The sequence below is a fragment of the Acinetobacter sp. R933-2 genome, from assembly GCF_030325485.1.
Classification (GTDB): Bacteria; Pseudomonadota; Gammaproteobacteria; order Pseudomonadales; family Moraxellaceae; genus Acinetobacter; species Acinetobacter sichuanensis.
Genome location: NZ_JACAIJ010000023.1, coordinates 1 through 21436 on the forward strand (window position 1 = coordinate 1; position 21436 = coordinate 21436).

At 33.7% G+C, this 21436-nt stretch carries 13 protein-coding genes, 5 pseudogenes and 1 other annotated feature; of the genes and pseudogenes, 10 read left to right on the forward strand and 8 right to left on the reverse strand.

What is annotated here, in order from left to right; all coding sequences use genetic code 11:
• Positions 1–178: 178 nt before the first annotated feature.
• The 3 genes from HX005_RS18075 to HX005_RS18085 all read right to left on the reverse strand — a co-directional run bounded on the left by HX005_RS18075 (position 179) and on the right by HX005_RS18085 (position 2505).
• Positions 179–1015, reverse strand: a complete 837-nt coding sequence (locus HX005_RS18075) for an alpha/beta hydrolase (protein ID WP_286378415.1) — start codon at positions 1013–1015, stop codon at positions 179–181.
• Between the two features lie 16 nt (positions 1016–1031).
• A complete protein-coding gene (locus HX005_RS18080) occupies positions 1032–1919 on the reverse strand; it encodes a metal-dependent hydrolase (protein ID WP_286378416.1) in 888 nt (295 codons plus the stop codon).
• 151 nt (positions 1920–2070) lie between these two features.
• Positions 2071–2505, reverse strand: a complete 435-nt coding sequence (locus tag HX005_RS18085) for a PaaI family thioesterase (protein WP_286378417.1) — start codon at positions 2503–2505, stop codon at positions 2071–2073.
• Between the two features lie 831 nt (positions 2506–3336).
• On the opposite strand from HX005_RS18085, the gene HX005_RS18090 reads away from it, so the two are divergent.
• From HX005_RS18090 to HX005_RS18105, 4 genes and pseudogenes are all read left to right on the forward strand, one after another.
• Positions 3337–3786, forward strand: a complete 450-nt coding sequence (locus tag HX005_RS18090; protein WP_286378418.1) for a hypothetical protein — start codon at positions 3337–3339, stop codon at positions 3784–3786.
• A complete protein-coding gene (locus HX005_RS18095) occupies positions 3773–6112 on the forward strand; it encodes a hypothetical protein (protein ID WP_286378442.1) in 2340 nt (779 codons plus the stop codon). The genes HX005_RS18090 and HX005_RS18095 overlap by 14 nt, the downstream gene beginning before the upstream one ends.
• 4 nt (positions 6113–6116) lie before the next feature.
• Complete coding sequence (locus HX005_RS18100; protein WP_286378419.1) at positions 6117–9311, forward strand: site-specific integrase; 3195 nt, start codon at positions 6117–6119, stop codon at positions 9309–9311.
• A gap of 213 nt (positions 9312–9524) precedes the next feature.
• Positions 9525–9659, forward strand: a pseudogene (locus tag HX005_RS18105) (transposase domain-containing protein); the annotation flags it as partial.
• 29 nt (positions 9660–9688) lie between these two features.
• Here HX005_RS18105 and HX005_RS18110 read toward each other — a convergent pair.
• Positions 9689–10093, reverse strand: a complete 405-nt coding sequence (locus HX005_RS18110; protein ID WP_286378420.1) for a hypothetical protein — start codon at positions 10091–10093, stop codon at positions 9689–9691.
• Between the two features lie 732 nt (positions 10094–10825).
• Between HX005_RS18110 and HX005_RS19705 the strand changes: the two are divergent.
• A pseudogene (locus HX005_RS19705) lies at positions 10826–10915 on the forward strand (hypothetical protein); the annotation flags it as partial.
• A 28-nt stretch (positions 10916–10943) separates the two neighbouring features.
• Here HX005_RS19705 and HX005_RS18115 read toward each other — a convergent pair.
• Complete coding sequence (locus HX005_RS18115; protein ID WP_286378421.1) at positions 10944–11540, reverse strand: putative adenosine monophosphate-protein transferase Fic; 597 nt, start codon at positions 11538–11540, stop codon at positions 10944–10946.
• Between the two features lie 12 nt (positions 11541–11552).
• The gene (locus HX005_RS18120) at positions 11553–11720 is read right to left on the reverse strand and encodes a YhfG family protein (RefSeq protein ID WP_286378422.1); all 168 of its coding nucleotides are present in this window, start codon (positions 11718–11720) and stop codon (positions 11553–11555) included.
• 84 nt (positions 11721–11804) lie between these two features.
• Here HX005_RS18120 and HX005_RS18125 point away from each other — a divergent pair.
• Positions 11805–13044 (forward strand): annotated as a pseudogene (locus HX005_RS18125) (IS3 family transposase).
• Positions 12095–12211: a sequence feature (AL1L pseudoknot), on the forward strand. It overlaps the preceding pseudogene by 117 nt.
• 378 nt (positions 13045–13422) lie before the next feature.
• Here the strand turns inward: HX005_RS18125 and HX005_RS18130 are convergent.
• Positions 13423–13981 (reverse strand): annotated as a pseudogene (locus tag HX005_RS18130) (DcaP family trimeric outer membrane transporter); the annotation flags it as partial.
• Between the two features lie 283 nt (positions 13982–14264).
• Here HX005_RS18130 and HX005_RS18135 point away from each other — a divergent pair.
• Positions 14265–14570 (forward strand): annotated as a pseudogene (locus HX005_RS18135) (transposase family protein); the annotation flags it as partial.
• Here HX005_RS18135 and HX005_RS18140 read toward each other — a convergent pair.
• Entirely contained in the window at positions 14486–15244 is a 759-nt protein-coding gene (locus tag HX005_RS18140; RefSeq protein ID WP_286378423.1) for a transposase, read from the reverse strand. The pseudogene HX005_RS18135 and the gene HX005_RS18140 sit on opposite strands and share 85 nt — an antisense overlap.
• Positions 15245–15375: 131 nt before the next feature.
• Between HX005_RS18140 and HX005_RS18145 the strand changes: the two genes are divergently transcribed.
• The 3 genes from HX005_RS18145 to HX005_RS18155 are packed head-to-tail and all read left to right on the forward strand — an operon-like array spanning position 15376 to position 21436.
• The gene (locus HX005_RS18145; RefSeq protein WP_286378424.1) at positions 15376–17709 is read left to right on the forward strand and encodes a dynamin family protein; all 2334 of its coding nucleotides are present in this window, start codon (positions 15376–15378) and stop codon (positions 17707–17709) included.
• A 17-nt stretch (positions 17710–17726) separates the two neighbouring features.
• Entirely contained in the window at positions 17727–19928 is a 2202-nt protein-coding gene (locus HX005_RS18150; protein WP_286378425.1) for a dynamin family protein, read from the forward strand.
• Between the two features lie 11 nt (positions 19929–19939).
• Positions 19940–21436, forward strand: a complete 1497-nt coding sequence (locus HX005_RS18155) for a dynamin family protein (RefSeq protein ID WP_286378426.1) — start codon at positions 19940–19942, stop codon at positions 21434–21436.

The window sequence follows — 21436 nt, forward strand, 5'->3', positions numbered from 1 at the left end:
AATCAGCGAAGAATTCAGAAAGGACTAGATTTTAAGACACCAAATCAAATGGCAGAGCACCTTTACAAGTTAGCTGCTTAGAATCTCCCAAGTGGAAGTGTCCTAGTATTTCAGCACACATCACTCATCTAACTGCTCAATAATTCATAAAAAGTGATCATAAAATCAAAATCTATATTTAAATAGTATCCAGAATATGTTTTGTTAATAACACATAACTTTGCACAGGTATCCAGTGATTTTCATCTAAAATAACTTCTTTATACTGAGAATTCATATATCTATGATTTAATTCAACACTACGTTTACTCACAGCAGCATCATATTTACCCCATATAAATAAAGCAGGGATTTTAATATTTCCCATTAACTTTAAATTCAATTCATAAGGAAGTGCCTTATACCACTTAATTGCATAATGAATACGCTTTTCTTTAATCATCCTTTGGCGAAAATCTAATATTTGTTGTGCATTCATACCAGTATTTCTTAATAAAGATTCACTTAATTTTGGAAATTCCTCAAATAATAATTCAGAAATTAAGGGTAATTGAAATAACCATATATAATAAGATTTTATAATTTGCTTACTGGTTAACATAGAGCGTAATACAGCTGCTCTATGTGGGACAGAAATTGCGATCAAATGCTTAATTTTTTGTGGATATTTCCGAGCAATATCCCATGCAATAATCGTTCCCCAATCATGTCCAACTAAATAGACTGATTGACCTATAATATCTAACAAGGTATTAATATCTTCAACCAGTAAAGAACTCTTATAATCTGACGTTTTCTTCGGTTGTGCTGTTAGGCTATAGCCACGCTGATTCACTGCATAAGTTCTATACCCATGGGAGTTTAAAATTTCACTTGTTTCCCTCCAAATTTCATTGGTTTCAGGAAAACCATGTAACATTACAAAAGGTTTACCATCTAAAGGACCAGAATCAATAACATCAAAAGTTAAATTATCTCTTTGATAAAAGCTTAGTCTCTGCTGAGTTAAATCCATGCTATGACTCCTCCATTTAAAAACTATTGGCTTGAAAATAATACTTGGCTATTTGATCATTTCCTTCATTTTTAGGGTTATAAAAAGGGCTACCCCATCTAATCACAGAAGCTAGCAAATATTTCAAAGATGGTGCTTTTCCAGTTATTTTAGATTCTTGTTCAATTGCTTTTAAAATCTTATAATAGGTTGTAGGGATTGTATTTTTATCTAAAATTTGATCCTGATTGATACTATATTTTATTGCTCGCCCCCATACGATTATAAATATTGGTAAAACTATAGCCATGGTGAGCTGTCGACCAAAATAGAAACCTGTTTTTGTTTCACAAAGGTGTTTAAATAACTTGAAAGCAATTTCTCTGTGCTCAACTTCTTCAGCACCATGCCAACGAATTAGGCGTAATACTTCTTGATCAATATCATTAAGTCGATCTTCTTCAAGTACCCACATTCCTAGAACTGCTGTGAAATGTTCAATAGCTGCAATCATACCAACTTGAAATAATAGCCATTTTTTACCTAAAATTGGATTAAGCCATTGTTTGTTAAATGGCTTTTTTTCAAACCAATTTTTAAATAGCAAATCAATCGATTTAACATATTCAGAAAGGTCAATATTATTTTCTTTATAAAACTCTAACAATCCATTATGAGATTTAGCATGAGTAGCCTCTTGACCAATAAAACCTTTAACATCTTGATAAAGTTGGGGATCCGTAATTTCAGATAATGCATTATTAAAAACACGGCAAAACCATAATTCACCTGGTGGCAAAAGCATATGAAGCGGATTAGTCGCATGCGTAATAAAAGGACTTCCAGCCCAATAAATAGAAGTTTTAGAAAAATCAAAACTAATTTTTCTAGCTTCAATATCACTCTTCACATAATGAGAACTCATTTTGATACTCCAATAAAAATAGCATTTATCTTAATAAAGGCTAAAAAATCAAATTTTTATAAAGAGTTTTTAGCCGCTGGTTGTGGAGTTTGATTGATTCGCTTTATTCCTTATCATGAATTTTTATAAAAAATTTGAGATAAGAAAAAATCTATCTACGAATGATCATATTTGTTGAAGTTGCATAAGCATAAAGTCTTCCATTTTCATCCCGTAAATAACCTTCTGAAATAACAAGATTTTTTCCAGCATTAATAACTTTCGCTTCTGCAATTAGTTTTTTATTAAAAGGCATAGGTCGACACATTTTTATAGTCAAATCAGTTGTTCCATATCCTTCTCCAGGCTTTAAGAGCGTATGTGTTGCACAGCCTGTAACAGAATCAAGCACTGTTGCAGCAAATCCTCCATGTACACCTCCCATTGGATTGGTATGGCGTTCGTCAGCTATTGCACTAAAAACAATTCTGCCATGCTCAATTTCTACGAATTCCATTGGAATAGTCCGAGCAATACTAGGAGGTGGAAGAAGTCCAGTTTTGACTGCTTGCATGATCTCCAACCCAGTCATATTATTAAAATTCATATTTTTTCCTTATATATAAGTAACTTATAGTTGAGTTTTTTTATTCAACTACATCTCATTTTTTGTATCAAGAAATCTGTAATTGGGTTATACCAGTCTAGCCCCGAGACTTATTTGAAAACATCTAATCAATACTCTGAACAAAAGAGTGTATTTACTATTACTTCGTAATCTCGATGAATTAATTTTTCATTTCCTTTACAAATAATAAGTTCCTTTTTAGAACTTACCTATTTATAATGTCCAAAGAACAGCAAAGTTGTCAATCGAATATTAGAAAATTAAAGCTAGTTTGTCCTTAAATGACAATTTAATGCCTATATTCACATTTTTTTGGAGAAGAATCGTGAAATGGTAAGAACTTAAAGAGTTAGAATGTTCTATAGCAAGAAGTTTATATATTCTTGGTGATAGGTAGACACTACTAATTATTCGAAATAACAGAAAACAAAAAAGTAGAAAAATTTTGAAAATTTAGATTACGTTTAATAAGAAAACTCTATTTTTTTTGTTGAAAACTGTAGTTTTGAAGAAATTTAATTTATAAATAAAATTTCATATATGAAGTTATCCTTATTTTTTAGATCAATAAAAGGTGGTGTTCTAAAAAATATGCTGAGCCAAAATAACACAAAATCAAAAAAAATTGGAAAAATTTTTAAAACTGAGATTGCTATTAATAACAAAGATCTATGTTTTTGTTGAGAATTGTAATTTTGATGAAATTTGATTGATAAGTTAAATGAAATTTTATATATAAAGTTATACTTATTTTTTAGATCAATAAAAATGTTGAAATTTGACTATTTGATAAAAAACATAGAAGTTTTTATGAGACAATTCATCTTGCCTTTCTGCTTTGATTATCAAAATGTTCAACTTGAGATTGTTAAAATTGATTCAGAATTATTTAAAATTAAAAAGATTAAGCAGAGTCAGAAAGTTGTAATGCAGGACAAGTTTAAAATAATTTATGTCAGCATTTGGCAGAAAATTTTATTACTAATGAGAACTGAGCCCAGTTTACGTGTGCATTCAAACTATGTTGCAATCTTACAGCTGATACATCATCTTGATGATTTTATCGAAAAATCACAACAACATTTGTGTTTTGATAGGCAAGCTCAGAAAGCACTGGATGCTAAATTTTTTGCTCACTTTTTTAAGCTGACAAAAAATGCAATACAGGATCAACTTGTACCAAATTGTGCAGATCACAATGAATTTAATCAACGCAATGTGATAAAAATATCAAGCGAAAATGAATATGCCAAACCTTGAGACAAAAGAACAATTCTTAGATTTAGCAGAAAAATTCCAAAAAAATTATTGTCTGTTACGTGAAGATATTGTAACTACACCATTTGCTGATTTATCAGGTGATTTTCGTGAAAAAGTCTATGCGCTATATGCCAAGGCACAACAGATATATGGTTACATCTCTAGTTCTAGACAAATTGGTGAGTATTTTTTTCTAGCTGCTTTAAGCTATTTTGCATGTCCTGATACGAATAATATGCAAAATTTAACGTATCAACGTTATCTTATTTTGCAAGCGAGCTTTTTAACTTATCGACAGTATCAAGAATTTGCAAAAATAAAAAAGGCTGAGAATAAGAAAAAACAAGTTTGTGATCTCTTACGTTATATATCACGATATGTATTAACTTCTAATCATACTGAATTATTTCAAGAATGCAGTGAGCTGTTAAATCGTTATGTTATATACGAACGTCGTTTAGAGAAGAAGGATCGTCATCAACTTTTTAATGTTGCAGATTTCAAACAAATACCAGTTATAGAATATGTATCGGCATTATTAATAATTTTTAAAAGGCTAGATGATGGTCGTGTTGTTCACCGTCAGCGGAAGTCAAAAAAGAGCAAAACTTTGCAATGGCCAACGAAAAAAGAAGTCAAAAGATTTCGTGAAATAAGATCGGGAAAACACGAAGATATAGGATATAACGCAAAAATCAGTTTTTATGATAACTCTCTAGTCAAAGATGAAGAGGGTGAAATTGAGCTTGAAGAGAGTGAACTGGACTTATACTCAGAAGATGAAAATACTAGAAATTTTTATCATATAATCAGTGATTATGCTGCACACTACACTCGACATCGCCAACGTCGTCATACACCATTTATTACAAATCCACATTATTTAGCACCAGATGTATTGAAGCAAATTGTTTATGTGCTAAAAACTGAATTATCGGGGCACAGTAATCATGCCGCAATTGCTGCCGCATGTTTATTGTCTTTGTTGACAGGATTGTCACCAGTGGCGTTGATGAATTTTTATGAACTTATTCAAAATGGCATATTGACTCAAAGTGGATCGAGTAAACGACGGGAATATTTACTTAACTTAGATTTAAAAATTTCAGAGCAGAAAATACAGAGTTTAAAGCATGTGCGCTGGAATGAAGAAATGTCGCATCAACTACATTTACCTGCAGTATGGTTTGACTACATAGAACAACAAGGATCAAATCAACAGATCACTTCAGCATATATAAATACCCAGCTGAAAAAGTGGCTTGATCATCAGTTTGTAGGCTCGATCACTGTCGAAAAGCTTCAAGCACAATTATATTTTCACGTATATTTTGAAACATATAATGAATATCTTGCTCATGTGATTGCAGGGCGGGATAGTCAGCATCACATGCCAGGTATTTACTACGGGGGCGTTTCTAAAGCTCAACTGGATACAACGTATTTATCTTATTTAGAAGAAGTTCTTACACCTCATTCAGTTCAATTTACAGAAGACACAGCTGAACTAAAAATATTACAACAACAATTTATAGCGAGCTCTGAATTATCGATCGGGAGGATTGGGAGCCAATTGGCACTTGAGCCAAGTTTTGTGAAAGAGCAATTTGATTTTTTACGTCAGCATTGCCAAAAAAGTATTCAAAAAGATCAACATATCATTAATCAAATGAATGCATACGCTTGCTGGATGTGGCATGTCAGCCTACTGAACTTGGCAAGTCGACCCAAACTAAATTTGCTAGGTAATTTGGATGAATATTGCGTTGAACTTAAAATTTTATACGTCAATGATAAAAAAAATAGTCAGGCAAGAAAGGATGGTCGCTTTATTCCCTTATCTGATTTTTTCTTAAAAGCACTGCAAAATTATACTGCATTTTTAGAGCAGATAATCGAAGAGTATAGTCCACTTTTAAAACACGTATTTGCAAAGAAAAAAATTGAACTAAATGACCTTTTTGGAAAGGTTATTGATAGTAAAGATCTTTTACCGATCACAGTCAAAGCGTGGCAGAGCAAGAAAATTAAGTTAATTCCTTTATCGAGAAATTGGGTGAATACATATATTGAAGGAATCTTTCCAAAAAATATGTATTCGAACTGGCTGCGTCATTTTGATATGAACGTTTTGATGTATGAGCAAGAAGGAAAAACAGCTTTGGCATACCATTTAATTCAGGCACTTTATGGTCATGATCAACGAGATAGGGAAGCTTTTCATCCTCATTCTTCTCTTATTCCTAATGTTTATGTACAGCAAATCCGTCAGCATCTGCAAGATAATGTCAAATCTTTATCGATCCAACACTTAGAGCGAAAATAGTTGTATGCAACAAATTAAAGAACTTATAAAACCGCAACTAGATGATCTATTTGTTGATATTCAGAAGTTAGTCAAGACATCATTAGATACACAGCCTTCTTCATCGGAAGTCTTGCCGAAAGACATACAGCAAAAACTTGATCAGCAGATTAAAGAAAAATGGCATGAGCTTAAAGATAGTGTTGATTATTTGAGTCAAAAGTTGAGCCGAGCCGAACAATCTAAACTGATGCAATTTACTGAGGATGAATTTAATAAAAGAAGGAAGCAATATAACCAAGATTTAGAAGGGAAATTGTACAAAATAAAGCTCACTCCTCATACAAAACGGATTGTACTTCCTCGAAAAATTGAAAGTACGGAGTCACGTCTTAAACAGGGACAGTTACATGCTCAGGTACTAGATGATTTAAAACACTATTGGAAAAATTCACTTGAATATTGGGATGAACCTAAACAATTATGGGGGAATTTATGTTTAAGTTTGATTTATATTTCAGGTTGTGCAGATGAACAACATTTGACTGTTATTCAAAAGCAATTACAAGATGCGATTGAGTTAGACACAGATTTGAATTGTTTTCAATTATATCGTTCTGACTACAAGAAGATTACGAATCCAGTATTACTACACTACCGTGTAGAAAATTCTCAATATGGTAATGATGTAGAAGAGAGAAAATTGTATCAATGGAAACATGTTTTTTTTAATCCATATGCTCAATTAATATTTCAATATTTGAAAAAAATGAAAAATGCTCAGAAAGAATACCGTCTGCAACTATCTGTTAAAGATTGTATTTTGGAAAGCTTGACTAAGGTAGGTCGGAAAAAAAGTCTAGGCGATTTGCAATATCAAATTAAACGCCGTGGATTTCGTGCATTTAATGATGTTCAAATGGTCCTTGAGTTTCATCCAAACCTCAGTCTTGATATATTTTTGAGTAATGTACTACAGCAAGAGATCAATACAGTCGCTTTAAGACCATCTGAATTAAAATTATTATGGAGTAATGAATGTGCTCAAATCATTGAACCAGTAAGTCAAAACATTCATTTTGAACAAGAGCTGTTACATCAAGAAGTGCCGACAGTTCATCGCAAATTACAAACGATTCCGTATGAATTAATGTTGTTTGATCAAAAGAAGAGTAAAAGTAAACAAGTTGAGCAGCTAGATAAAAAAAAGCATAAAGAAGAGCAAACGCTACATTCTTGGCAAGAAACTAAAAGTATTTTAGAGGAGAAAATACATGATGCTAATAGCGACGAAAGGCTTTTAATCGATGCTCAGCTACGCTTAATTCATTGGTTGTTGCATTTAAAAAATAGAGGACTTCGCTTATCAACCATTGAAAGTTACTTAGGATCATTTGGCAAGGAATTTATATTTGAGATTTGGCTCAATAAATTGGATTTAAATCAACAATCTATAGAGGACTACGAAGATTTATATCGGCAGTTATTGAAATACAGCAGTGAGCGTGATGAAAAAGCAGCTCAACGAGACTCGATAAAGGGGAAAACCTCTCATAAGATGCACCAAACTGCAGAATACCGTTTTGGTCGCCTCAAAGATTTTCATCAATTTTGTATAGAGCACTATGATGCACCAGAGGTTTTGGTGTTACAGAATTCAAATTTTAAGCATTTGCAAATTTGTAATGCACGCCTAGTAAGTCCTTGGTTATTTGGTAAGTTGTTGGAAAAATTAGAAAGTTTAAGTCAAGAACCAGTGGCAGAAAAATGGGTCGATCATGTGAGTTGTTTAAAACTGATGTATTTACTGAGCTATAGAACTGGACTTCGATTAAATGAAGTTCGTTGTCTTAAAATACAAGATATTGTTTGTCCAGAGTTGCTTTATCAAGACGAAAAAAATACAGCTTTTAATAATATTACGCTTCATATCCAAGACAATTTATATCGCCGTTTGAAAACCCAAAGTGCAAATCGGCAAATACCATTGAAAATTGCATTGTCAGACCATGAGTTTTTACAAGTTCAACAGTATATACAGCATCGTTATAAGCAATATTCGGTTGATCAGCAAGATGACCTACTTTTTAGCGTAAATTATCATGTGTTAACTGATCAATGTATCAGTAAGGTTACAGTAGATTTGTTTAACCAGATACTGGGTATGCATCATGGCTTTAGTTTTCATACGTTGCGCCATAGTGCAGCTAACTATCTAGCGATCACTTTGCTTGGCTCAAAAGAAATGATTAAAACATATACAGATTGTTCTTGGGTAAAAGCAAAACAGATGAGGGCTTTATTATTTGGTCGTCAAGCACATGCTCATGAAGAGATCATTCAACATAAATGGCAAGTGCTTGCGGCATGGATGGGGCATAGTAGTATCGAACAGACCGCTTCAAATTACCTTCATGTTTTGGATTTATTTGTAGTCGATCGAATTTATAATTCACCCTTTATCGTTTCAAAAAAAGTTTTAGAACAGTGTTTTGGTTCAATCAAATCAAGTACAGATGACATAAATTTAAATCGTTATACTCAGCAACAGCAATGGTTTAATTCTTATCAGCAAATAAAACCTGTTGCGCAGGTTCACCGGCAAGAAAAGAAATTTAGTATCGAAAAGAGTGTACTGACACCGTATCAACGTTTAATAAGTTTTAGAGATGGTCGTTTAAGCCATGATGCTGAAGCTCAAGAATGGATGCAGCGCTGTCTATTTATGAGTCATAAATGGATAAACCCAAAAAAATATAAACTAAAGATTGAAAATTTTAAGACTGAAATTTTAGATGAGAATTGGTTTGAAGAACTTCATAAGAAGGCAATGAAACTATCTCATGCAAATGAACAAAAGATCCTTCTTGATTTACATGATGAGAAAGATAAGAAGCCTGAAACACATCAAAAAAAGAACATAGTTAATGTTCTAAAAATATTATTACGCTTTGGTAAGTTACGTAAGAATTTTTTGCATTTTGTATGTCGAGATAAAGACGATGAGCAACGAATGAAAAGTTTCATTGTTGGAGTGAAGCCACTATTAGGAAAAGACTTCTATTTAGATGAGCAAAATTATCCAGTTAATATGAATGCACCAGATCGTACCGTTCAATTTAGTTTTCAGAAAATAAGTTCTCATAAAAATATGACAATTCTGGTCATATTTAATTTAATGTTGAAAATTATGCAAGCAGATGAACTCTGGACTAAATAGCCTAAGCTTTTTTAAAATGATTAAAGACTCATGAAAAAGTATTCTCCTATAAATAGATGTAATAACACTAAATCTAAAAAAATTGGAATAATAACTTATTAAGTTATTGTTTTTACGTTGTTGTTGATGATGTTATAAGTAGTAATAATTTTTTTCTTAAGAGGTTTTATATAAAACTATTGATTGGATAATTCCTTTAAATATCATGTATACATGACTTTAATCCAATCAGCGAAACTCAATGGTCTTGATCCGTATGCTTATCTCAGTGATGTGTTGAAAAGATTGCCAACACATAAAATGAAAGATATCGAAGACTTGTTGCCTCATAAATGGAACCCTGCTTGAGTTCAAGTGGGGTTCAGTGGATACTTACGTTATATATTCATATTTATACGAATTTCACTATAACCTTTTGGAATCATAGTACCTTGCTTAATATCACTAACTAATTCTACCCACTTATCTTCAACATTATTATCTTTCAATGGTTCAGGATAGTATCCTGTACGATTGAAGTTTTCCCAGTCACCTATAGGGTATCCTAAAAACTGCTCGATTGACTCAATTGCTTTATCTAATGATTCAAATTTAAGCACAATATCAATTCCAGTATCTTCATCACTACCATCATAATAGTAATAAGATATAACTACTTTATCTTTTGTTAAAAATCCAATAATTCTCATATAATTACCAAATCCCTCTAACAACCTTCTCTCAACTACAACAGGTTTTGTCATACCTACTTCAATATAATTAACTAATTCACTTATATTCATATCAACTATTTCTCAATAATCACAATAGATGCTTTATCATTATTTGATAATTTTATATTAAAATGAGGATGATCTCTATAAGTCTCTTTCATAAGTCATTATTTAGCCAATAACACTAAATCTAAAAAAATTGGAATAATAATTTATTAAGTTGTTGTTTTTACGTTATTGGTGGTTATGTTATGAGTAATAATAATTTTTTCTTAATAGATTTTTCCTAAAACTATTAATTAGATAATTCCTTTAAATGCCATGTATACATGACATTTGATAGTTTGAAGGGATCGCGATGTCCATTTTCACGAGGTTAAAAATCGACTATAAGCATGATTAAACGTCAGGGGGTATTGAAAAACGAATGGATTTAAGCACTACTTATATGCGCAAAGAAATATTCGTTGCGGTTTTGCTGCTAGGCTGTATTGAGATTGAATGCAAATGATGCGGTAATGGTTTACATGCTATAAGAGCAGCGTAATGCTGTTATTCTTAGGACTAAAGTGAATTCCTTCATTAGGTAGTTCACCTGCATGTAAGCTGTAACATCCATTCTAGTCATCAGGCGATGATTAATCCGAACTTTAATTACTAAACGCCATAAACCTATGTATAGGTAAACTTTTTTATAATATGTTAATTAATATTCGGCAAGTTGTATTGCTTAAAAAACTATCCAAATTAACGAACAATTCAATCTTAGATAAGTAACCTGAATATTGGGATCCTCATTTTCCGAACAATATTAAGATTTCAAATAATCATATTTGTTGGTCTGTTTGGGAAATCAATCGCTGGATTGAAGTTAAATTGGCGAGCTGTTAAGGATTGAGAGCTTCGGCTCTCTAAGTTTTTAGATATTTTGGATAAAGCATTGTTCAAAAATCTGAATTAATGGATTTAAATTACCATAAAAACCTTCAATATTGGCTTTAATCCATTGTTGTTGAGAGTCAATGCGAGACCAATCAATACCATAACCACAATGAGCAATCAGATGTTCAAAGAAGATTCGTTGCGTACGTCCATTACCTTCACGAAATGGGTGTATGACATTAAGCTCACAATATAAGTCGGCAAGTTGAGGAATTAGTTGTTGTGGTGTTAAGTCTTGAAAGTGCTTTTTTTCTTGGAGTGATTTAAATAATTTATTGATTTCAATTTCAATACGGGAAAAATTACAAAAGCGAGTGTTACCTTTAGAGATATCGACTTGTCTTAACTTTCCTGCCCAGTCGTATAAGTCTCCAAAAAGTTGTACATGAATTGATTTTAAGTATTTTAAGTCATAGGGTGGTTCAGCATATTCAATTAGGCTACTCGCTAATCCAGATAGTTCTAGTTCAGCTTGTTCTAAAATCTGTTCATCACGAATATTGAGTTTGTTTTTTAAAATATTTGTGCCAGGGTAACAATACAGGCTGTCACCCATTTCACCATATTTATCCATACATGCACCTGACTAAGATTCGGGTTGCGAATACTTCTTATATTTTCTTAAGATTTCAGCTTTACTCTGTTGAATTTTTTGAATTGTTGTTGTAATGCCTTCAAGCTTTAGGCTGGCTTGATAGTTTTGAGAACATGTCGCTTGAATATATTTTTTTTTCTGTTCAGTGGTTCTGAGCATTTCTAAACTCCATTGATGATATATCTGAAGTAAGTATAGCAGATAATCTTTGAACCGTACCGGGTTTGTCGGAGACTCAATATTCTGAGAAACTACTCTGATGAAAAATCAAAATATACCCCTGAAATTAGAGAACGTGCAGTTCGCTTAGTTCTAGAGTCCGAAAAAGACTATCCCTCAAATTGGGCTGCAATGACTGCCATTGCCTCTAAAATTGGTTGCACTCCTGAAACACTTCGTGTGTGGTATCAAAAGCATCTTGATTCTCAAAATCCCACAAAAGTTCAGCAAATATCTCAAGAAGAACGCATTAAAAAACTTGAGCGTGAAAATAAAGAACTGCAACGTGCCAATGAAATACTTCGTAAGGCAGCCGCTTTTTTCGCCCAGGCGGAGCTCGACCGCCCACACAAATAATGGTGGATTTTATTCACAACCATAAAATCAAATATGGTGTAGAAGCTATTTGCACCATATTGCCCATTACACCATCAACTTATTATCGTCATTCGGATCTGATAAAAAATCCCGATAAACGTTCTAAGCGAGCTTTGCATGATGAGTATTATGCAAAAAGAAATCAAACGAATATGGTGCGATAGTTCAGGGCGTTATGGTGTTCGTAAAGTTTGGGAGCAATTGAAGAAAAGAAGGCTATTCCATTGCACGCTGTCGTATTGCTCGATTAATGCAACAGCTTGATATACAAGGTGTATGGCGTGGTAAGAATAAGCAAACCACACGTCATAGTGATGATCAAAAACGTGCGGATGATTTAGTTCAGCGTGATTTTACTGCGCAACATCCCAATAACCTATGGGTTGCTGATTTCACATACATTCAAACTCGTTCAGGCTGGGTTTATACAGCATTTATTATTGATGTGTTCTCACGAGCAATCGTCGGTTGGAAAGTATCGACGCGGATGAATACAGACATGGTGCTCAATGCATTAGAACAGGCATTGCATAATCGAGGTATGCCTGAAAATGTGATCCATCATTCCGATAGAGGTGTGCAATATTTGTCGATTCGATACATCAATCGTTTAGAAGCGGCCAATATGAAAGTCTCTGTCGGTACTACTGGTGATTCATACGATAATGCTTTAGCTGAAACAGTAAATGGTTTATACAAAACAGAGGTGATTGAATATTTGAAATCTGATTGGGCAGGTCTATAGACTGATGTTGAACTTACGACATTAAATTGGGTAGATTGGTTCAATAAAATACGGCTACATAGTGCAATTGGATATGTCTCACCATTTGAAGATGAAGCGATGTATTATGCTAAGATTAATCCGTTAGGTCTGGTGGCTTAACTTTATCCGATAAAGTCGGTGCGGTTCGCTTTTTGATCAATGCTGCATACACAGCATAGCAAAACGTAATCCAACAATATTACTCCATGTAATAACACTAAAGTGAAAAAAATTGGAAGAATTATAGTTTTTATTTTATATAAAATATTGATCTTAAGCATTTTATTTTTTAATTTTCTTTGTAAATAAAAATTTACTTAATAAATTTTACTAACTAATGGATAATGTTCCCAACTTTCGTTTGGTTGAAAATTATACTTCAACAGCGAATCAGATCTATACCATTTTGAAGTCATCACTATATGTACGACGTTTCCTTGTATCAATTCATTCTACAATGTAAGCATCCCCTGAACATACCTTACGAATTTATCTTATATACATGACATTTAACCAGCCTTGTTGAAGATGGTCATTACCATTCACGTTGTTATCCTCATAGATAACTGAACCATAACCTAAAGTACATCTGAGTTGAGGAGTAAATTTATAGTTTGCGCCAATGTAAATGCATCAAAATCAATTAACTCAATATCATTACCACGCTGTATATAACGTCTGTTATCCGAAGTAGCTAATAAAAATTTATTATCCCCTGAAACATGCGAGTAATTGGCATTCAGAATAAGCCAATCCCCCAACCTAGCTCTGTTTCATCATCCAGATCACGTACTCGTACTTCTTGTAAGAGTCCTTGTGCCGTAACTAAACCAGCACCCTCAGCAAATTTATGATTCAATTTTGCTGTAGCTGCAGGTAATCTGTTTTCATCATTCCCTTTCTCTAATGCGATAAAATATTGGGTGTCAGCATTTAATTTATCTGTATACCGCACCATTGGAGTACGTGTCGTACCCCCTCCAAGAGGAGTATTAAAATCGAGCATTTCTGGCGATGTTTCAGTAGACAGGAAATTAGAGGTCGTTTGTGCCAGTATAAGCATTGCTGTACAGACAAGTTATCACCGTAAATGCAAGGGTATTTAAAACCAAGCGCATAAAAATCTCCAATATTTGTATAAAGTTCATCCATGACTTTTTGAAGTATTTCAAAAAGCTGATAATACTAAATCTAAAAAAATTGGAATAATAACTTATTAAGTTATTGTTTTTACATTGTTGGTGGTTATGTTATGAGTAGTAATAATTTTTTTACTAAGAGGTTTTGTCTAAAACTATTAGACCTGTTGTGAAAGTAAAAACCACCACCATATAAATTTTATGAGATATCATAAATTAAAACGTTTTTCAGATTCCAAATTCAAATGCTTGGTTGGCGTACCTCGACAAGTTTTTACTGAAATGGTCGAGGTTTTAGAAAAAGCAGAATCACTCAAAAAGAAATCAGGTCGTCCTCATACTTTAGATATAGAGGATCAATTGTTATTAACGCTCAATTACTTACGCAATTACAACACTCAACTGGAATTAGCAGCAAATTATCATATTGCTGAAAGTAATGTGAATCGAACCATAAAAAAGGTTGAAGATGCATTGATGAAATCAAGATGTTTTAGCCATCCTCGTACACATTCACCATTCTTTAAAGCAATTTCTCTGACTTTATGGAAATGACCATCTCTTCTATCTTTCGCACTTAATGCAACTAGGCGATTACTTTTCAATGCACCAATAAAGTGATGCTTTTTCTTGCGAATCAGTTCGAATGTTTCCTGTGAGCTGAACCATGAATCAAATAAAACATACTTAAACTTGACTGCACTGGCGATCATTTGCATAAACATTTGATGCAATATTTCATTCTTCGTTACGATACTCTTCCGTTTCAATGTTTGTGTTTTTTCATCAAGATAACTGATTGGTTTTTCAACAATTTGAAAGCTTAATGGCAGTGAAATATTATTATGGTGATAGATCAAATTCAGTAGGTTAATCCCTTTAACTGATCGCCCTTTACTATGATCAAAATGATAGCAAATGATTTCATTTTCATTAGTCCATTGTTTTTCAATAATGGTGTCATAAAAAATTAAAACACCTTCGTCTGACTCTACTTGTCTTAATGTAGGTTTCACTAATTTCCATAAATCTTTACTCGTAAAAGATTGCCCCGATAAAAAACGAGTCACTTGATCGTGACTCACATCACCATCAAGCATACGTGATAATTGTGTTGCCGTTGTTTGCTCTGTAGAACAGATTAGGTAATCCGTGTAGAGGTCTAATAAATCTTTATTCATATCTTGAATTATAAGACTTTTTACATGAAGTGCGTAACATCAGTTACTTAATTTACATGTTTTCTATCATTATAGTAATCTGTATCATATAGCTATTTAAAAAATAAGTATTTTTGGGAGTGTGTTTAATTATGAATTACCTTAATGAAGGATTGCAAGTCCGTAAAGAAAAAATTCAAGATACTACGAATTATTTAGAACAAACAAAAATATTATTTCAGCAATTTGGACAACAAGAGCTGACCCATGTTACGCAAAAATTTGATGATATAAAAAAATCATTAGAGTCTGGCGAAGAAGTAAAATTAGTTGTGATAGGTGAGTTTTCTCGAGGAAAATCGACTTTAGTCAATGCTTTACTTGATATTTTATTATTGCGTTCGGCTCAAGAAGCAACCACTGCAATCAACACTTTTGTGAGGAGATTGCCTGAAGGTGTAGAGCAACGCTTTATTCGTATTCATTTTCAAGATGGAAAAGTACAGGATATTGAATGGTTAGAAAATGATACAGACACTTTAGAAAAATGGAGTACAGAACTAGATACAACTCACGCAAGTGCTAGACAGCAACTTGACCGTATTGAAATTTTTACATCGCATCCATTATTAGACCAAGGGCTTGTACTGATTGATACCCCAGGGTTGCAATCGGTGGTTGAATATCATGAAGGGATTACTCGTAGAGCCATTGATGAAGCTCATATTGCAATTTGGGTGCAAAGTACACAGCAACTAGGTGGTAATGCAACAGAATGGCAATTTTTATCGGGTACGATTCGCAAAAATTTTAATAAATTTCTGACGGTTGTAAATATGTGGGATAGTGTCCTCGAACCACAAGATCCATTTGACCAACAAAAGTCTTTAGCGGAACGAGAGTCACAGAAATATCAGCATGTAAAAAATAATTTTAGAAAAAACTTATCTGATGTTTCTGAACAAGATTTGGATGTAATGACCAATAGTAAACATCTTATTGGGGTAAGTGCAGCATGGGCATTGTCAAAGGAACAGGATAAAAGAGAGCGTTCTAATATTAGTACGTTATCAAAAAGAATCAGTGATATGCTTTCAACGGGTGAGGCATTGGATGAAATTTATAAAAAGCCTTTACGAACTTTGGTTTCGATTCAGACTGAATTAAATGAATTTATTCAAGAGGAATTACAACAGTTAGAATCTAGTCAGACGATTACTGAAAGACAGAGAGAAAGTGAAAAACTTGATTTAGAAATCAAAAATTTACGGCAAGAACTTAAAATTACGAATGATAATGCACGAACAGAGCATCATCGGGTAGCAACATATTTAATTGCTGATTTAAAAGAGAAATTGATTTCGCCTTTAGAGGATTTACAGGCAGATATTGAAAGTCAGGTGACTGTACGATATGTAGAGAGTCAGATTGTTCAGGGAAATCGCAACATTCAGCTTCCAAGCCAGTTACAACAGCAATATGAAACTGCGGTTGTAGAGGTGAACAGTATGATGCAACGACAAAGTAAAGATATTGATGCACAGTTAGCAGATTTAAGAGCGGATTATGCAAAAGAATTAGAAGAACATGCTGCACATTTAAAGCAAAGTATTTCAGGTATTAATTTTAGTTTACCAAGCCTAGATTTGAGTTTTGATGTTGATTTTAGTGAAATCAATAGTTACTTCTCAGAGCAAGCAAAACTTGAGCAAGAAATTTTACAAAAAAGACAGGAAATTGAAAATCTTGAGCAAGATATTGTCAATAGCCAAGCCAGTCCGATGGCTTTGGAAAATGCAAAAAATTCGTTGTTACGTGCAGAGCGAGCGAGAACCAGTTTGGGGGGGAGACCACAAGCCCAACAGGTAACACGTTCACGTACTGAACCAAGTTGGGGAATTTTTGGATGGATGGGATTTACTAAGCAGGTAAATTATATTGACTATGATGAAAGCAATGTTTTGAAATGGGAGGCAGAATATAAGGAAGCCCAGCGAGCGATTGCCAATAAAGAAACATTTTTGGAGAAAGTTCAAAAAGAGGAAGAAGAAAAGGGACGCAAACGTATGAGTGCCGAGCGTATTCAACAAAAGTATGAACAAGAAGTTGTAAAAGTTGAGCGTCAGCGTAAACGTATTGAAGACAAAATGAAAGCCAGCCGTCAGCAATTGATTGAAGATACACATCAACAATTATTACATAATACATCAGGTGTTTTAATTCGATTTATCCGTCAGTTACAAGAACAGGTACAACCTCATATTCAACAGGTTTTTGATGAACAGTTGAATCTGTTGCAACGTCAAGTCAAAGAGCAATTGGAAGAACCATTAAACGCAAAATTGACACAACGTAAGCAGGTACAGGATTTGATTGTACAAGGACAAGCCAAAATAGATGCTCGTAGAATAGAGTTACAACAAGGATTATCTAAAACACAATCTTTAATTGCAATGACACAAGATGCTTTAGAAAGTAGCTATTAAACTTTGTGAGAAAAATCATGACAAAATCTAAACATATTCAAGAGATAATAGATGCACTTCCTGAACAACATCAGGAACTTGTACAAGATATTTGGCAAAGTTTTAATAACCAAGGGCAAACTTTGGCATTGGTTGGGGCATTTTCGGTTGGAAAAAGTAGCCTATTGAATGGTTTATTAGGGGAGCAGTGGTTATTTACTGCACAGGAAGAAGCTACTGCTTTACCAACATTGATTCAATATGCTGAGCAGCAGGATATACAACTGGTTAATACAGACCAAAGTAGTGTGCAACTAGACCGTGAGCAATTTTATGACGTGACAACCCATGCACCAGATAACGCAAAATATGCCATGTTACATTTGCCTCAAGATTGGTTAAAAGGTTTGACGATTATTGATCTTCCAGGCTTGGGGTCAATCTCGGAAAAGCATCATGCTTATACTATTGCTCAAATTCAGCAGGCAGATGTTATTTTATACTTACTTGCCCCTCGTGGAGCATCATCTTCGGATATTGATGCGATTAAATTGATTCGCTCATATGGTAAGCATGTTTTAGTGATAGTCAATCGTTGGGACGAAGTGGAAACTGCGGTCAGTTTAGGTGAGAAAAAACCTGATTTGGATAAATGGTCGGCACAGATTAAAAATGCAACTGGTTACGACGCTACACTCATTTGTAGTCATTATAATGGACTAAATCATCAGTTGATTTTAGATTTTATCGCTCAAGCAAAAGAACAAATCCATACGATTCGTGTGAAACGTTTATTTGCCGAGTTACTTCCACGCCTAGAAAATATTTTGGGGTATAATCAGGAGCAGCAACAAGCCAATCAATTATTAGATGAGCAGCAAAGCCAAACACTACATCAGTCGTTTTTGCAGAAAAAAGAAAAAATCATTGAGATAAAAAAAGATTTGTATCAACAACAGGAAAAGCAACAAAATGATTTACAAAAACAGATGGTTGATATTTTTCAAAGCAAAAAAACTGATTTATGTGCGGAATTAAACGCTTTGCATGTCACACCTGAACAATGGGACGCTTTTATTTTACAAGGTTCGCAAATTTTGCGTTTAACACAAGCAGGGACTACTCAAGCTGTGCAAGAGGCGATGCAAAATTTTGGACAGATTGATTTACCTGAAAATACAATTAACAATTTAAATTTAAGATTACCAGAACTGCCACAAATAGATGAGCATGATTTTTTACAGGCTACCGCACTTTATCAATTACAACAGCAATTTATCGCAAAAAAAGATGAGGTAGGGCAGTCTGAACAGTCTGATAAAGTATTTTCAGATACAGAGTTAAAACAACTGGAAGAACAAATTGCTGATTTAAGTCGGCATAGGCAGAATATTCTTAATCAGCCAATCCAGAATATCGAAGAAAGAATTTATGATACATCAGGTTCGGATGCTGGTCGGGCGATTGGTGAAGTGATTGATTGGGCATTATTCTTTTTACCAGCCGCAGCAGTCACTAAAGTTGGAAAGTTAGCCAAATTAAGTGAGAAAACAGTCAAAACAGTACATACGATTCAAAAAACAGCAAGAATGGCAAAAAAGACAACCGAAAGAATGCAGCCATCAACGGCGGGTCAAATTTTAAGTTTACTTTCGGTGGCGACATGGACTGAAAAGCTAGGTAGCTTACTCAATAACCCCTCACAGATTATTTTAAAACCTGACCCTGAACTACAGGCACAAGTGACTGCACAAGCACAAAAAATTAATGTTGATATTCAGCATTTACATGATGATTTGATTCGCAAACAGGATTTAATTGCATCACAGCAATTAGAAGAATTGGCTTTAGAGCAAAAGAAAAAAGAGATTTTACGAATTGAGCAGCGTATTGTCCAACTGGAACAAGAACTAAAAGAACAGCAGGCACAAGCTCAAGCGGAGCGAGAACAGCAACAAGCCAAAATTTTGCAAAGCTATCATGAGCGAGCATTGCGGCAGTGGCTAACACAATTTAATTATCAAACTAAAGGTATTGAACAGTATATTCAACGGTATATAAAAGTTTATTGGGAAACAGTAATTCACGAACAATTAGCCATTAGAATTGAAGAAATGACAGAAATTGAGCAGCAAATCAGTCAACTACCGCTACAAAAGGAACAAAGGTTGAGTGTTTTACAACAAGAGGAAACACAGCTTCAAGCGGCATTGGTCAAGTTAAATGTGGAACTAGTATGATGGATAATGCTATGAATTTTCAGAAAACACAAATCGTCACGGTAAGCTTATTCGACTTTTCGGAAAAAATGGGTAATGCTCAAACAGAAATTGCTGATGGTGTTTTAACGGCTCGTGTTGTGGGAGAATATTCGGCAGGAAAAACCCGAGTGATTCGTGAAATCTTAGCCAATCAGATTCCACAGCAATATTTACCGATTAGCTCACTGGAAGCACAAACCCGATTACAGCTTGAAATCAGTTATGGTCAAAGCAATCAACTATTTTTAATTGAAAAAAGCGAAGACCTTGATGATGCAGTGATTGTCGAAGAACTTGCACAATTTCCCTCAAGAGCAGAAGTTGGTCAGTATGACCCTGAGGATTATAGATTAAGACTATTAATTGAAGAACCTCGTTTTATTTTGGCAAAAGGGGATGGCTATTCGGATGATAATCAGCCGAAAAAACTATTTTTAATTGATACCCCAGGCTGGAATTCTGGTGAAGATGAACTTGCTGAACAAGATGCACATCAATATTTTGTCGGCGAACATAATCTTGCGATTATTTATGTTTGTCATGCTAATCGTTTAGATGGTGAGATTAATAAAGCACGATTGGAAAATTTTTTAGAGGCACTTGGTGATGCAATGTTTCTAACAGGCAAAGCCCATTTACATATCATCATTACACATTGTCAAAAAGATAGCCAACAGCGATTATCGCAACGGATGCGAGATCGGATTTTGCAACAGTGGCAAGATTTGTACTTTGAGCCTGAAAATTTAATGCTTAATATTACAGCTTTAGATTTTGCTGAAATGTCTGATCAAGAGATTAAAAAGTTTAGAGAAAATTTCTGGCAAGAATTATTAAAACCGATTGGGACAGAAAAGTTTGAATTTCAACAAGGTTATGCAGAGCAAATTTTAAATTGGTCGAGTGATTGGGATATTCGTCCAGTATTAAAAAAGCACATTACAAATTTACGAAAAATACAGCAAGTTCTTAGTCTTGCTTGTATAGAAGGACAGTTTATTCAAAATATGAATATGACTCGATTACGTGGATTATCATCATCAGCAATGATACAGCGTTTGACTGAGCGTTGGCTTAAACAGATACAAGTACAAAATGTAACTGAATTAAAATCTTTAGTTCAGTTACAACAATTAAGTGAAGAACATCCTTTAGCACAGTGGTGGAATCAATATTGGCTAGAAAATTTATCCATCGTTTATCAGGCTTTTTGGCAATATATTCAAGTCATGCAGCAGGCAATTGCTCAAGTTTCAACTGAAATTATAGATTTACAAGATTATTTATCTACTATGATAAAACCTGTTTATTTACAGGCAGTAGAAACGATGAGTATAGCTATATCATTTGATTTAGTGACACAAGTGATTGAACAACAGATGCAAAATTTACATTTGGATAAATTTATTGCGACTTTATTAAAGCTATCTATATTAGAAAGCCGTTATCAAGACCATTATCAGCATCAAATAGAATATCTTGGGTAA